We start from the raw sequence: 14,189 nt of genomic DNA, 5'->3' as shown, positions 1-14,189 counted from the left end.
CTCCACTAAGGTGTTCACCTGCACCGTACCTTACGCTCAGGCAAGGCCGAGTGCTTTTGATATTATTGCTATATCAATCTTGTACCATACTCCCACAACACTGCACCATGGGGCAGCTGGGGAGTCGGCACTTGAAGGGCTACCATTCGTCAGATTCGCGTAATGCTTCTGGTAAATAGGTATTGGCGCGCTCGCCCAGCTGCGCCATCAGCTGGTTGAAATCACGCCGCGGCAGGCGCACGTCCAGCACGGAGCGCCCCTGCTCGTCGAAACTCTCTTCGCGTACGGCATTCAGCTCATGCAGGCCAGCGCGCAGCCTGCCCTGCTCTGGCGCCAGGGTCAGCGAGAAACCGATCACGTCATTGGCCAGACGCTCTGACAGCGCTTCGTGCAACAGTTCCAGACCCTGCCCCTGCTGAGCAGATAGCCATACCACGCTCGGCACGCCATGACCGTCGTACTCGATGCGCGGTGCGCTATCCAGCTTGTCGATCTTGTTCATGACCTTGAGCACCGGCACGCTGTCGGCACCAATTTCCTTGAGCACCTCGTCCACCTGCGCCACGTTCAATTCGCGGTCCGGGTCGGCGGCGTCGATGACGTGGACCAGCAACGTGGCTTCGGAAGCCTCTTGCAGGGTCGCCTGGAACGCCTCCACCAGCTTGTGCGGCAGGTGACGGATGAAACCTACGGTATCGGCCAGCACGACGGGGCCGACATCTTCTATTTCCAACCGTCTGAGCGTCGGATCCAGCGTCGCGAACAGCTGATCGGCGGCATAGACTTCAGCGCTGGTCAGCGCGTTGAATAGCGTCGACTTGCCAGCGTTGGTGTACCCCACCAGCGACACGCTGTGGATCTCGGCTCTGGCCCGAGCGCGGCGATTCTGCTCGCGCTGGCTGCGCACCTTGTCCAGACGCTTGTGGATGGACTTGATGCGGGCACGCAGCAATCGCCGATCGGTCTCCAGCTGTGTTTCGCCGGGACCGCGCAGGCCAATGCCGCCTTTTTGCCGCTCAAGGTGGGTCCATCCACGAATCAGACGGGTAGACATGTATTCGAGCTGGGCAAGCTCGACTTGCAGCTTGCCCTCATGAGTTCGTGCCCGCTGCGCAAAAATATCGAGAATCAGACCGGTGCGATCCAAGACACGACACTTTAGTTCCTTCTCAAGATTACGCTGCTGGGAAGGGCTTAAACTGTGGTTGAAGATCACCAGTTCCGCTTCATGGGCTGCGAGCATCGCCCGCAGCTCCTCCAGCTTCCCGCTCCCGATGAACGTTCGGGAATCGGGACGCTGGCGGCTAGCTGTGAGCAACGTCGCGGGCTCTGCACCGGCAGAGCGCACAAGCTCCAAGAACTCACCCGGGTCTTCTCGTGCCTGCTCATCATAGAAATCTACGTGAACAAGGACTGCCGTTTCACCGGCTTCAGGGCGTTCAAAAAACAATCAATACCTCGTGGACTCTCTTGCCATCCAGCCGTCTCAGATGTCAGCGTCAGCCGCTGAGGGATCCTGTGCTGGCAGGCGCACATTGCGCGAGGGCACGACGGTGGAAATGGCGTGTTTATAAACCATCTGACTGACGGTATTGCGCAACAAGATGACAAACTGGTCAAACGATTCAATCTGGCCCTGCAGCTTAATGCCGTTTACCAGGAAAATAGAGACCGGAATGCGCTCCTTGCGCAAAATATTCAGGTACGGGTCTTGAAGGGACTGCCCTTTGGACATGTTGCTCTCCCTAAACTGTCGTTGGGGTTGGTTATCAAATGGCGCGCCCTACTGGTGCTGCGCCGCAATCTTGTTGCCCGAAAGGCCTAGTGTCGATTCGAGCGCCAAAGGCCACTCTAAAACACTCACTCTAAAACACTTGTTACGAAATCACTATCTTACGCTAAGCACCGCTTTCACGCACGAATTTCAGCAGCTTATCCAGCGTATCCGGCTGCTGCGTATCTATCCAGCGCAGCGCTGACCAGCTACGCAGCCACGTCAGCTGCCGCTTGGCCAGTTGACGTGTAGCGATCACTCCCCGGGACACCAGCTCGTCCCGGTCATACTCACCATCCAGATATTCCCATACTTGACGGTAGCCAACACTTTTCATCGAGGGCAAGCCCGCATGAATATCTTTACGCTTTTTGAGGGCGGCGACCTCATCAATCAAGCCCTCATCCAGCATGGCGTCAAATCGCTGGGCAATACGCCGGTGCAATACCGAGCGATCGAGCGGTGACAAGGCTATTGACAGCACCCGCCAGGGAAAGGTTTCCACTTCCTGCTCAGCCCACAGTTCACTCATCGGCCTGCCACTGGCATGGAACACTTCCAGAGCACGCATCAGCCGCTGCGGGTCGTTGGGATGAATGCGCGCCGCCGAGACCGGATCCACGCTGGCCAGTTCGCGATGCAGCGCTGCCAGCCCTTGCTTTGCCTGCATGGCCGCCAGCCGCTCACGAATGAGTGGGTCTGCGGCGGGCAGATTGGCCACCCCTTCCACCAGGCGTTTGAAGTAGAGCATGGTACCGCCCACCAACAGGGGGACTTTGCCTGCCGCGCTGATTTGCCGCATCTCGCGCAGCGCATCTTCACGAAAATCAGCGGCGGAATAGGGGTCTGCCGGGTCCCGCAGGTCGATCAGCCGATGGGGCGCGCGGGCCAGCTCCGCAGCACTCGGTTTGGCGCTGCCGACATCCATGCCACGGTACACCATGGCAGAATCGACGCTGATCAGTTCGTGCCCCAGGGTTTCGTGCAGCGCAATGGCCGCATCGGTCTTGCCTGCCGCGGTAGGCCCCATCAAGAAAATCGCCAAAGGGCGCTGGTCAACCATCGGTCTGGCCTGCTTCACGGAATAGGTTCATAGGGGGTGTCTCAAGGCTACTGGCCACGCAAGAACAGACGATCGAGCGCCTTCATGTTCATTTGCGTCCAGGTGGGGCGACCATGGTTACACTGGTCGCTACGCTCGGTGCGCTCCATGTCGCGCAGCAGCGCATTCATTTCATCCAGGGTCAGGCGGCGATTGGCGCGCACGCTGCCATGGCAAGCCATGGTGGAGAGCAGCTCGTGAATGCGCGCCTCTACCTGATGAGTGCGGCCAAAGCGCGACAGCTCCTCCAGCATTTCGCGCACCAGTGCCTCGGGGTCTGCCTGGGCCAGCAGGGCTGGCAACTGGCGAACCAGCAGCGTTTCCGGCCCTGCCACGTCCAGCTCGATACCTAACTGCGCAATGGCCTCGCGCTCGCTTTCGGCCGTGGCCACTTCGCTGCGGCTGGCGGCCAGCGACACCGGCACCAGCAGCGGCTGAGCATCGATCCCCTGCGCGGCAGACCACTGCTGCTTCATGCGCTCATAGACGATGCGCTCATGGGCCGCATGCATATCCACCAGCACCAGCCCCTGGGCGTTCTGAGCCAGAATATAAACACCATGCAGCTGACCCAGCGCGAACCCGAGCGGCGGCGCGGCCGTGGCATCCTCCTGGGGCATGACGGGCGGCGCCTCGCGCACCTGATGGGCTTCAGGCATCGTGGCCGTTGGCGGGCTGGGCTGAGGCGTCAGCAGCGTCTCTTCATGGTCGGGGTGAAGCGCCTGATAGCCCTGCATGAACCGCCGCACCCGCTCGGCTCCTGGGTGGCGACCCTCACTCTCCGCCAACGCCATGCCCTGCTGCTGCCAGCGTGGCGCCGGGGCCGCAGGCGGCTCGGCATCAGACGTAATCGACTCGGCTTGCGGGGCTTGGTCAGCCTCGGGCTCGGCACCTTCACTGGGCCGAGACACCGCCAGGCAGTGATGCAGGCTGGAGTAGAGAAAATCGTGCACCATGCGCCCATCGCGAAAGCGCACTTCATGCTTGGTGGGGTGAACGTTGACGTCCACCACGTCCGGGTCCAGCTCCAGGTAGAGCACGAAGACCGGATGCCGACCGTTGTAGAGCACGTCTCGGTAGGCCTGACGCACCGCGTGGGCCACCAGCCGGTCGCGCACGACGCGCCCATTGACGAAGAAGTACTGCTGGTCCGCCTGGGAGCGCGAGTGCGTCGGCAGGCCCACCCAGCCACTGAGCCTTAGCCCACCGGCTTCCCGCTCGATGTAGCGGGCATGCTCGATGAAGTTCTTGCCCAGCAGCGAAGCGATGCGCCGCTCTCGCGCGGCGGCGGTATCCCCGGGCGGCAGTTGATGCACCACTTTCTGATTATGGCGCAGCACCCAGCCAATATCGTAACGCGACAAGGCCTGGCGGCGGAACGCTTCTTCCACATGGGCGAATTCGGTCTTCTCGGTGCGCAGGAACTTGCGTCTGGCTGGCGTATTGAAGAACAAATCACGCACCGCCACGCTGGTGCCACGCGGGTGCGGCGCAGGCGTCACTTTGGCCTCCATGCCACGCCCTTCCGCCACTACCCGCCACCCTTGGCGGGGATCGTCTTCAGCATTGGATACCAGCTCCAACCGGGAGACCGAGCTGATGGAGGCCAGCGCCTCCCCGCGAAACCCCAGAGAACTGACGCCTTCGAGATCTTCCAGGCTGGTGATCTTGCTGGTGGCATGACGCGCCAGGGCCAGCGGCAGGTCCTGCTCGCCGATACCGATGCCGTCGTCGCGGATCTTGATCAAACGGGCGCCGCCCTGCTCGATATCCACCTCGATGCGCTGGCTGCCCGCATCGATGGCGTTTTCGATCAACTCCTTGGCCACCGACGAAGGCCGCTCGACTACTTCTCCGGCCGCAATCTGGTTCGCCAGACGGGGGTCCAGTACCTGTATCCGCCCAGCGGCAGAAGTCAATTCAGCCAACCTTCACCTCACCTGTTTCCGTTGCTTCGTTTCCATAGCGCTGTTGCCTCGGCCTGCTCGTCATCCGTTTCAAGAGCTGGGAATGCGCAGCACCTGACCCACACGAATCACGTCGCCGTTCAGGTCATTGGCCTGCTTGAGCTGGTTCACCGGCACGCCGTGGCGAATCGCGATGGCCGACAAGGTATCGCCAGACTGGATACGGTATTCGTTGCCCGTGGGGCGGCGCTGATTGTCGCGCTGCCAGGCCAGCAGGCTGGCCGGTGGCGGGTTGCTCTGAAAATGCTCGCGCAGGCCGCTGAAAATCGCCGTCGACAGGCCTTGCTGATGCACCGGGTCGCGTAGCCGTCGCTCTTCGTCGGGATTGGAAATGAAGCCCACCTCGATCAGCAGCGACGGAATGTCCGGCGACTTGAGCACCATGAAACCAGCCTGTTCCACGCGACTCTTGTGGAGTCGATTCACCCGACCCAACTGCTCCAGCACCTGCCCACCGATGGAGAGCGAGTCGTTGAGCGTGGCCGTCATGGTCAGGTCGAGCAGTACGCCACGCAGCACCTGGTCCTTGTCTCGCAGCGACAGACTGCCGTCGACACCGCCTATCAGGTCGGCGCGGTTTTCGCTGTCGGCCAGCCACTGAGCGGTTTCCGAGGTGGCACCCCGCTGGGAGAGCGCATACACCGAGCTGCCTTGCGGCCGGGGGCTGGTGAAGGCATCCGCATGGATGGAGACGAAGAAATCGGCTTTCTGCTCTCGGGCCAGCTGGGTACGCTGGCGCAGGCCAAGATAGTAGTCACCGTCACGAATCAGCACGGCCTTGAAGCCTTCGGTTCGATTGACATCGGCGGCCAGGCGACGGGCTATCTCCAGCACCACGTCCTTCTCCCGAGTACCGGCAGGGCCGATGGCGCCGGGGTCTTCCCCTCCGTGCCCGGCATCGATGGCGATGATGATGTCGCGGCGCGGGTGGGGCTGCGCAGGCTGAACCTCGACCGGCTGGGTGGGTGCTTCTGGCACCTCGGCCACCGCACTGGGCACATCTGCCTGCTGGGCCTGGGCACTACGCTGCGCCATGATCTCCTGGTCGCGGATCATCGCCTCGATGGGGTCGATGGGGTTTTCGACGGCACTTTCACCGGGGTACTCCAGATCCACCACCAGCCGATGACCGTACTGGTCGTTGGGCGGCAGGGTAAAATGACGCGGGGAAATATCGCGATTGAGCTCCAGCACCACGCGCAGGCCGCCACCATCTCGGGAGCCCGTGCGCACGGCGGAAATCGCGCTGCCCTCCAGGGGCAGCGTCGAGACATCGGTATCAAGCTGGCTGTCGTCGAGGTCGATGACCAGCCGCGCCGGATTGTCCAGGGTAAACACATTGGCCTGCGCGGCGGCGGTCAAATCGAACACCAGCCGCGCATGATCGGGGGCCGCCCACAGGCGCATGCTCTCGATGGTCGCCGCCTGCAACGATGCACTACTCATCAAGAGCAGCGCGCACCCGGCGGCCAGCCTGCCGGCCCAGGCAGCCAATGACTGTCTCATGTCCATTGAACCACACCACACTCCTGTTGCTGTTCAGCCGCCAGCGTTTCGAGCTGAGCCAACGCCGCAACTCCATGCGGCGTCTCGGCACTTAATGACAGCAGGCGGCCGGGTGACGCCACCTGCAAGCGTATCCACAGATCGGGCGCGGGCAGCCAACCAGCGCCCTGGCTGGGCCACTCCACCAGGCACAAGGCCTGGTCGGACAGCACCTCTCGGCCGCCGATGAACTCCAGCTCTTCCGGGTCGGCAAGGCGGTAAAGATCCAGGTGATAAATCCGCTGCTCGCCTAGCTCGTAGGGCTCCACCAGGGTATACGTGGGACTTTTGACCGCCCCTTGATAACCATAGGCACGCAAGATGCCTCGCGTCAGCGTCGTCTTGCCTGTCCCCAGGTCGCCTTCGAGATACACTCGCCCGCGACCTTCCAGCGCCTTGCCCAGCGCTTCGCCAAAGGCAACGTGGGCCATTTCGTCACTTGATTGCACCTGCATGTGGGCTGCCTTCACGGGTTGATAAACGCTCGTGCATAGGATGCCAGATCACTTGCCAACAGGCCACGCTCTCCGCTGGCTTTCGCGGCGGCATCGCCCGCCAGGCCGTGTACCATCACGCCCAGCCAGGCGCTCCACTCCAGGCGGTCATGCTGGCCTGCCAAGGCTCCCAGCATGCCGCTCAGCACGTCACCCATGCCGCCACTGGCCATGCCGGGATTCCCGTATGGGCATACCACCAGCCCACTGGGGCCGACGATCAGGCTGCCTGCCCCTTTCAAGATCACCACGCCGCCCCGGGCACGCTGCAAGGCCCGCGCCGCCTCAGGGCGATCCGCCTGTACCTCGGCCACCGTGCACCCCAGCAGTCGCGCGGCTTCCCCCGGATGCGGGGTCAGTATCCAGTCATCGCGGTGCACGTCAGGCCAGCGGCTGGCCAGCAGGTTCAGGGCATCGGCATCCACCACCAGCGGCGTCGCCCCCTGCAGTGCACTTTGCAACAGCGCCTGCCCCCAGGCGCCCTGCCCCAGGCCTGGGCCAATCACCACCACATCGGCGGTGTCGGGCAGTCCGGCGGCTTCCGCTCCGCCGCGCACGGCTCGGGCCATGACTTCCGGGCAGCGTACCAAACTCGCGGTAATGTGCTCCTCGGCCGTCGCCAGGGTGACCTTGCCCGCGCCTAGCCGCGCCGCCGCCTGCGCGGCCAGCAAGGCGGCCCCACCAAAGCCGGGCGCGCCGCCCATGACCAGCACATGCCCCAGGTTGCCCTTGTGACTGATCCGCGAACGCGGTGCAAAGGCGTCGGCCAGCAGCGCTTCATCCAGCCGCCAGGCCGTGGGCGGAATATCGAAAAAGGCCTGGGCCTTCACGCCCAGCGGGCGAAAATCGATCTCGCCGGTATAGGCTGGCGCGTCGCCGGTATGCAGCCCGATCTTGTCGCCAATGAAAGTAACGGTGCCATCCGCCACCACCGCACTGCCCAGCACGGCCCCGCTATCCGCCGATAGACCCGAGGGAATGTCCAGCGCCAGCACCGGCTGGTGCGCACCATTGATGGCCTCGATGGCCTGGCGGATGTTGCCTTGGGGCTCACCGGCAAGCCCGGTACCCAGCAGGGCATCGACGATCACTTCCCCCACCAGCGTCGTGGCGGGCTGCCACTCGTCGAATCCCACCCCGGCGGCCGATGCCAGCCCTGCCGCCTTGGCAACGTCCCCCGTGAGCGCTTCCAGGGGTTTGGTCGAAAGCCGCTGAACCTTGAGCCCTGCCTGCATGGCCAGGGCCGCCAGCACGTGGCCATCGCCCCCGTTGTTGCCGCTTCCACACAGCACCGTGACGCTGCGGGCCTGAGGCCAGCGCGAGCGAAAACTGTGCCAGGCACTGGAAGCCGCGCGCTGCATCAGCGCGAAGCTGTCGATGCCACTGGCAATGGTACGTCGATCCAGCTCACGCACCTGGGCCGCCTTGTACAAAGGGCGTAGCGATGAGGTACTCAGTGTGGACACGGTCTCTCCTTAGCGGTTGCCATGTGCCGGGGCGCTGCCGTCGTGGTGACACGGCAGCACCGTGCATGTCGTATGAAAGCGTAATGGGGTAGCATAGCGCGCCTGTCGCGCCAACGTTGATCAACCATGCCACCTTCCTCTGATTTTTCACTCTCTGCCGAGCAACTCCAGCAACTCGCCGAGCGGATCAAGCGCTGGGGGCGCGAGCTGGGCTTTCAGCAGGTCGGCATCACCGATACCGATCTTGCCGTCCACGAGCGCCATCTCGAGCGCTGGCTGGAACAGGGCTACCACGGCGACATGGGCTTCATGGCCAAGCACGGCACCAAGCGCACCCGCCCGGCCGAGCTGGAACCCGGCACACAGCGGGTGATCAGCGTGCGCATGGACTACCTGCCCGCCGACGTTGCCACCACCAAAGTACTGGGGCAGCCCCAGCGTGCCTATGTATCGCGCTATGCCCTGGGGCGCGACTACCACAAACTGATGCGCAAACGGCTGGCCCAGCTGGCGCGGCAGATCGAGCAAGAGGTGGGCACTTTTGGCTTTCGCGCCTTCGTCGACTCGGCCCCGGTCATGGAGCGTGCCCTGGCCCAGAAGGCAGGGCTTGGCTGGTTCGGCAAGAACGCCATGCTGCTCAACCCCCAGGCTGGCTCGCTGTTCTTTCTCGGCGAGCTGTATACCGACCTGCCCCTGCCCGTGGACCCGCCCTTCGAGCGAGAGCACTGCGGCAGCTGCAGCGCCTGCCGCACGGCCTGCCCCACCGGCGCCATCGTCGATGACAAGGTGATCGATTCGCGCAAATGCGTCTCCTACCTGACCATCGAACTGCACGGCGCGATCCCCGTGGAGTACCGCCGGGCCATGGGCAACCGTGTCTATGGGTGCGATGACTGCCAGCTGGTCTGCCCGTTTACCCGCTTCACACGCCCGACCCAGGAGCAGGATTTTGCCCCGCGCCACGATCTCGACCGCGCCTCGCTCGTCACTCTGTTCGGCTGGAGCGAGGCGGAGTTTCTCGACAAGACTGCCGGGAGCCCGATACGCCGCATCGGCTACGAGCGCTGGCTACGCAACCTGGCGGTGGGCCTGGGCAATGCGCCCTGGAGCCGTGACGTCGAAGCCGCCCTGTGGGCACGCCGCGCCTACCCCAGCGCACTGGTCCGCGAGCACGTGGTCTGGGCGCTGGCAGAGCAGCACCAGAAGCGTGGAGCGCGCATCGCGACGCAAGGCTGAACGTCAGCGCGGATCAACGCTGCTCGTCGCTGCCGGGCGCCACGCGCAGGAAGGTGCTGCGATAGTGGGCAAGCTCGGCTATCGACTCCTTGATGTCGTCCATCGCCAAATGCACGTTGCGCTTCTTGAACCCTTCCAGTGCGCTCGGGTTCCAGCGCTTGGCCAGTTCCTTGACGCTGGACACATCCAGGTTGCGGTAGTGGAAGAAGCTCCACAGGGCGGGCATCTCGCGCTCCAGAAAGCGGCGATCCTGATGGATGCTGTTGCCGCACATGGGCGATGAGCCAGGCACCACGTAGCGGCTCAAAAACGCCAGCGTCTGCTGCTCGGCCTCTTCGGTACTCACCTGGCTGGCCTTGACCCGCGCCACGAGCCCCGACTCACCGTGGGTTTTCTGATTCCACTCATCCATGGCCGCCAGCAGGCTGTCCGGCTGCTTGACGGCAATCACCGGCCCTTCGGCCACCACGTTGAGATGCGCATCGGTGATCAGCGTGGCCACTTCGATGATGCGCTCCTTGTCCGGCTCCAGGCCGGTCATCTCCAGATCGATCCATACCAGCAGGTCGCTGCGCGGGGTGACGGCTTGCTCACTCATTCGTCTCATTCCTTGGCCAAAGTCGCTCCAACACGAGCGATGTGCATAAAAGTGTCGCTTATATTGCCTTGCACCGCACCCCGTAGGGGACAGTGGGTGGCTCAGGTGGTTACAATGCCTGCCATTGTAACGATCTTCGGGTGGTCATGAGCAAACGTAAATTAAGCCGTCAGCAGCAGTGGCGCGTCGAAAAAATCCAGGCCGAGCGCGCTCAGCGGGCGGAAAAACGCGACGCGCGGGATGCCGAAAAACTCTCCGCCGGGGAGTATGGTCCCGAACAGCCAGGCCGTGTGATGGCCCACTTCGGCCGCACCCTGGAAGTCCGCGATGCCGACGGCACCCCGGTACGCTGCCATCTGCGCGCCAACCTGGAAGGGCTGGTGACCGGCGACCGGGTGATCTGGCGAGCGGGTCAGGATGGCTCTGGCGTCGTGGTGGCCCGAGAGGAGCGCGACACCATCCTCAAACGCCCGGATGCCAGAGGGCAGCTCAAGCCGGTGGCCGCCAACATCGACCAGCTGCTGATCGTCTTTGCGGTGGAGCCCGCGCCGCACCCCAACCTGATCGACCGCTACCTGGTCGCCGCCGAGGCCACCGGCATCACGCCCGTACTGGTGCTCAACAAGACCGACCTGCTGCCGGAAGGCGGTGGCGAACTTGGCCAGCTGCTGGAGCGTTACCGCCAACTGGGCTATCGGGTGGTGCGTACCACCACGGCCAACCCTGACGGCCTGAACGCCCTGCGTCAGCAGCTGGAGGGCCGTACCTCGGTGTTCGTCGGCCAGAGCGGGGTAGGCAAATCCTCACTGATCGATCTGCTGCTGCCGGACGAGACCCTGCGCATCGGCGCCCTCTCGGAAGATTCGCGCAAGGGCACTCACACCACCACCACCGCCAGGCTCTACGCCATGCGCAGCGACGAAGTGCACGACGGCGAGCTGATCGACTCCCCCGGCATCCGCGAATTCGGGCTGGTGCACCTCGATGAACAGGAAGTGACCAACGGCTTCATCGAGTTTCACCCCTACCTGGGCCAATGCCGCTTCAGGGATTGCCGCCATCGCAATGAGCCCGGCTGTGCTTTACTCAATGCCGTCGAGGCGGGCAAGATTCACCCAGAGCGCTTTACCAGCTACCGACGCATACTGGATAGCCTGAACACCCAGGCCTGACGGCTGACGCCGATGGCTCAGATTACTTTCATTGCAGGGACAGGGAGCCGACCATGACCAACAGCCACTCCTCCGAAACCAACGTGCTGCCACTGATCGTCGAACCAGAACAGCTCGTCGAGCATCTGGGCGACCCTCAGCTCTTGATCGTCGATGTGCCACTGAATGGCGACAGCTACCGCCAGGGGCACGTGCCCGGCGCCATTTACCTCGACTACCGCTATCTGATGCGCGGCGAGGGCCCGGTCCCCAACGACGTGCCTTCCGTGGCGTTTCTCTCGCAGCTGTTCAGCGCCATGGGCCTGACCCGTGATACCCACGTGGTGGCCTACGATGACGAGGGTGGCGGCTGGGCCGCTCGCCTGCTGTGGACGCTGGAGCTGATTGGCCATACCCGCTACTCCTACCTGAATGGCGGCATTCATGCGTGGCGCGACGCGGGCCTCGAAGAGAGCACAGAGCCCACGGCCCCCACGCCCAGTGACTATCAGGCCGACATTCTCAATCCTCAGGCCGCCATCAGCCGCGACGAGATTCTCGACAAGCTGAACGACAAGCAGTTCGCCATCTGGGATGCCCGTTCGAAGGCCGAGTACGACGGTGAGCGTGGCAACAACAAGCACCTGGGCCACATCCCCGGCGCGGTGAACATGGATTGGGTAGACGCCATGGATCGTCAACGCGCGCTGCGCATTCGCGACTACGCCGAACTGATCACCGAACTGGGCGCGCTGGGCCTGACACCGGACATGGAGATCGCCACCCACTGCCAAAGCCACCACCGCAGCAGCTTTACCTGGCTGGTGGGCAAGGCCCTGGGCTTCAACATTCGTGGCTACGCGGGCTCCTGGGGCGAATGGGGCAATCGCGACGATACCCCCATCGAACGCTGATGCCTGCCATGCGCCAACGACACTCAACCGACACCGAGACAAAGACACCACTGTGACCGTTTCTCAAAAAGCCTTTTCGCTACTGCAGTATCCACTGCCCCATCACGCGCTTTCCCGGCTGACGGGCAAGGTCGCCGCGTGCGATCAACCACGGGTCAAGAACGCCGTCATCAAGGCGTTCATCAAACGCTTCGACGTGGACATGAGCCAGGCACTGGAACCGGATCCTACCGCCTACGCCACGTTCAACGACTTCTTCACCCGGGCGCTGAAGCCCGATGCCCGCCCCCTGGGCGACGGCATTCTCAGCCCGGCCGACGGCACCCTTTCGCAGTTTGGCCGCCTGTGCGCAGGCGACATCGTGCAAGCCAAGGGGCATCGCTATTCGGTGCATACATTGCTGGGGGGGGACGATGCGCTGGCCCAGGAGTTCATGGCAGGCAGCTTTGCCACCGTGTACCTCTCTCCTCGGGATTACCATCGCGTGCACATGCCGGTGACCGGTGCGCTGCGCGAAATGATCTACGTGCCGGGGCGGCTGTTCTCCGTCAATCAGGCCACCGCCAACTACGTGCCTGGCCTGTTTGCGCGCAATGAGCGTCTGGTCTGTATCTTCGATACCGAGCACGGTCCCATGGCCATGGTGCTGGTGGGTGCCATGATCGTGGCCGCCATCGAGACCGTCTGGGCAGGCCAGGTGACCCCGCTGGCGGGCACGCCCCAGCGGATGGTCTTCGGCCAGCCCATCGTGATCGAAAAAGGCGCCGAGATGGGCCGCTTCAAGCTGGGCTCCACGGTGGTCACCTGCTTCGCCAAGCCGATCACCTTTGCCGAGCATGAGCTGGGCGCCAAGGTGGCCATGGGCCAATCCCTGGCAACACCGCAGGCGTCATAGCCAGCGCCCGGCACGGCCAACCTCAACAGGCAGGGGTAGCAAACGCCAGTACTTCCTCCAGCTTCCCCTTGCCCAAGGCCTGCTGTATCAACCGGTCGATGCCCAGCGCGACACCGGAGGCAGCAGGCATTCCATGGGCCAGCGCGGCCAGCAGCCGCTCGTCCACATCCACTTCGCTCAGCCCCAACCGACGACGCTCCTCGTTATCGCGGGCAAACCGCTGACGCTGTTCATCGGCATCGGTCAGCTCATGGTAGCCGTTCGCCAGCTCGACCCCGTTCAGATAGAGCTCGAACCGCGACGCCACCCACTCCCCGTCGCTATCCTGATGGCGCTGCGCGAGTGCCGCTTGACTGGCCGGATAATCCACCACCACGCTCAGCTCCTGCTGGCCCAGGCGCGGCTCGATGACCATGCCCATGAGCAGATCGAGGCACGTATCACGCCCCTCTTCGGCCAGCGCCTTGGCGGGCATGCTGCCCCGCTCGGCCGCCACCAGACGCAAGGTGTCCAGCGACGTGGTGAAAGGGTCCACTTCCAGATGCGTATGAAACAGCTCACGGTAGCGGTAGTGCACCACCGGCCCAGGAGCATTGGGCATCACATGGGCGACCAGCGCCGTGGTCTCTTCGATCAGCTGGGCGAGCGAATAGCCCGGCTGATACCACTCCAGCATGGTGAATTCGATATTGTGCCGCGACCCCACCTCTCCATCACGAAAGCTCCGAGCCAGCTGAAAGATCGGCCCGCTTCCCGCCGCCAGCAGCCGCTTCATGTGAAATTCCGGTGAGGTTTGTAGCCACAGCTTGCGCTGGCCCTTGTCCGTGCGTGCCCGCGTCGCCAGCGACACGAGGTTGACATCGGTACTGCCCCCTTGCCCGAGGACGGGGGTCTCTACTTCCATGACATCGCGTGATACGAAAAAATGGCGCACTGCCGCAAGCAGGCGCGCACGCTCACGTAGCGTCTCCATGGATGCTGTTGGCTGCCAACTGGCCGTCATTCCCTTCTCCCTGACAACATAAAGCCACGCAGAGTGCGTGGCTT

At 63.5% G+C, this 14,189-nt stretch carries 13 protein-coding genes; 4 read left to right on the top strand and 9 right to left on the bottom strand.

What is annotated here, in order from left to right:
• Nucleotides 1-139: 139 nt before the first annotated feature.
• The 7 genes from hflX to FEU76_RS12735 form a co-directional block, all read right to left on the bottom strand.
• Nucleotides 140-1,450, bottom strand: a complete 1,311-nt coding sequence (hflX, locus tag FEU76_RS12765; RefSeq protein WP_039177548.1) for a ribosome rescue GTPase HflX — start codon at nucleotides 1,448-1,450, stop codon at nucleotides 140-142.
• 36 nt (nucleotides 1,451-1,486) lie between these two features.
• A complete protein-coding gene (gene hfq, locus FEU76_RS12760; protein WP_016913446.1) occupies nucleotides 1,487-1,735 on the bottom strand; it encodes an RNA chaperone Hfq in 249 nt (82 codons plus the stop codon).
• Nucleotides 1,736-1,898: 163 nt separating this feature from the next.
• A complete protein-coding gene (gene miaA / locus FEU76_RS12755; protein WP_144983505.1) occupies nucleotides 1,899-2,837 on the bottom strand; it encodes a tRNA (adenosine(37)-N6)-dimethylallyltransferase MiaA in 939 nt (312 codons plus the stop codon).
• Between the two features lie 47 nt (nucleotides 2,838-2,884).
• Nucleotides 2,885-4,795, bottom strand: coding sequence for a DNA mismatch repair endonuclease MutL (gene mutL, locus FEU76_RS12750; protein WP_144983623.1), 1,911 nt, complete (start codon nucleotides 4,793-4,795; stop codon nucleotides 2,885-2,887).
• 78 nt (nucleotides 4,796-4,873) lie between these two features.
• On the bottom strand, nucleotides 4,874-6,355 hold the full coding sequence (locus FEU76_RS12745; RefSeq protein ID WP_144983501.1) for an N-acetylmuramoyl-L-alanine amidase: 1,482 nt from the start codon (nucleotides 6,353-6,355) through the stop codon (nucleotides 4,874-4,876).
• A complete protein-coding gene (gene tsaE, locus FEU76_RS12740) occupies nucleotides 6,346-6,843 on the bottom strand; it encodes a tRNA (adenosine(37)-N6)-threonylcarbamoyltransferase complex ATPase subunit type 1 TsaE (protein WP_144983498.1) in 498 nt (165 codons plus the stop codon). The genes FEU76_RS12745 and tsaE overlap by 10 nt, the downstream gene beginning before the upstream one ends.
• 11 nt (nucleotides 6,844-6,854) lie before the next feature.
• On the bottom strand, nucleotides 6,855-8,348 hold the full coding sequence (locus tag FEU76_RS12735) for an NAD(P)H-hydrate dehydratase (RefSeq protein ID WP_144983495.1): 1,494 nt from the start codon (nucleotides 8,346-8,348) through the stop codon (nucleotides 6,855-6,857).
• Between the two features lie 126 nt (nucleotides 8,349-8,474).
• On the opposite strand from FEU76_RS12735, the gene queG reads away from it, so the two are divergent.
• Nucleotides 8,475-9,584 (top strand): tRNA epoxyqueuosine(34) reductase QueG, encoded by a 1,110-nt coding sequence (queG, locus tag FEU76_RS12730; protein ID WP_144983492.1) that lies wholly within the window; start codon nucleotides 8,475-8,477, stop codon nucleotides 9,582-9,584.
• Nucleotides 9,585-9,597: 13 nt separating this feature from the next.
• Here queG and orn read toward each other — a convergent pair whose 3' ends face one another.
• Nucleotides 9,598-10,182 (bottom strand): oligoribonuclease, encoded by a 585-nt coding sequence (orn, locus tag FEU76_RS12725; protein ID WP_016913439.1) that lies wholly within the window; start codon nucleotides 10,180-10,182, stop codon nucleotides 9,598-9,600.
• A 146-nt stretch (nucleotides 10,183-10,328) separates the two neighbouring features.
• Here orn and rsgA point away from each other — a divergent pair, with 146 nt between their 5' ends.
• Genes rsgA through asd form a run of 3 tightly spaced genes read left to right on the top strand, consistent with a single transcriptional unit; the run spans nucleotide 10,329 to nucleotide 13,142 of the window.
• Nucleotides 10,329-11,354, top strand: coding sequence for a small ribosomal subunit biogenesis GTPase RsgA (gene rsgA, locus FEU76_RS12720; RefSeq protein ID WP_026001635.1), 1,026 nt, complete (start codon nucleotides 10,329-10,331; stop codon nucleotides 11,352-11,354).
• A gap of 53 nt (nucleotides 11,355-11,407) precedes the next feature.
• On the top strand, nucleotides 11,408-12,247 hold the full coding sequence (locus FEU76_RS12715; protein ID WP_081136963.1) for a sulfurtransferase: 840 nt from the start codon (nucleotides 11,408-11,410) through the stop codon (nucleotides 12,245-12,247).
• A 52-nt stretch (nucleotides 12,248-12,299) separates the two neighbouring features.
• Nucleotides 12,300-13,142 carry an archaetidylserine decarboxylase gene (gene asd / locus FEU76_RS12710; RefSeq protein ID WP_039177575.1) on the top strand — a complete coding sequence of 281 codons (843 nt, stop codon included), beginning with the start codon at nucleotides 12,300-12,302 and terminating at the stop codon, nucleotides 13,140-13,142.
• 22 nt (nucleotides 13,143-13,164) lie between these two features.
• Here the strand turns inward: asd and epmA are convergent, their stop codons facing one another.
• Complete coding sequence (gene epmA / locus FEU76_RS12705; RefSeq protein WP_016913435.1) at nucleotides 13,165-14,145, bottom strand: EF-P lysine aminoacylase EpmA; 981 nt, start codon at nucleotides 14,143-14,145, stop codon at nucleotides 13,165-13,167.
• Nucleotides 14,146-14,189 lie beyond the last annotated feature (44 nt).

Source organism: Halomonas sp. C22, assembly GCF_007655045.1.
GTDB lineage: Bacteria > Pseudomonadota > Gammaproteobacteria > Pseudomonadales > Halomonadaceae > Vreelandella > Vreelandella hamiltonii.
The sequence above is the reverse complement of the archived record's forward strand: the minus strand, read 5'-3'. Positions and strand labels throughout refer to the sequence as shown.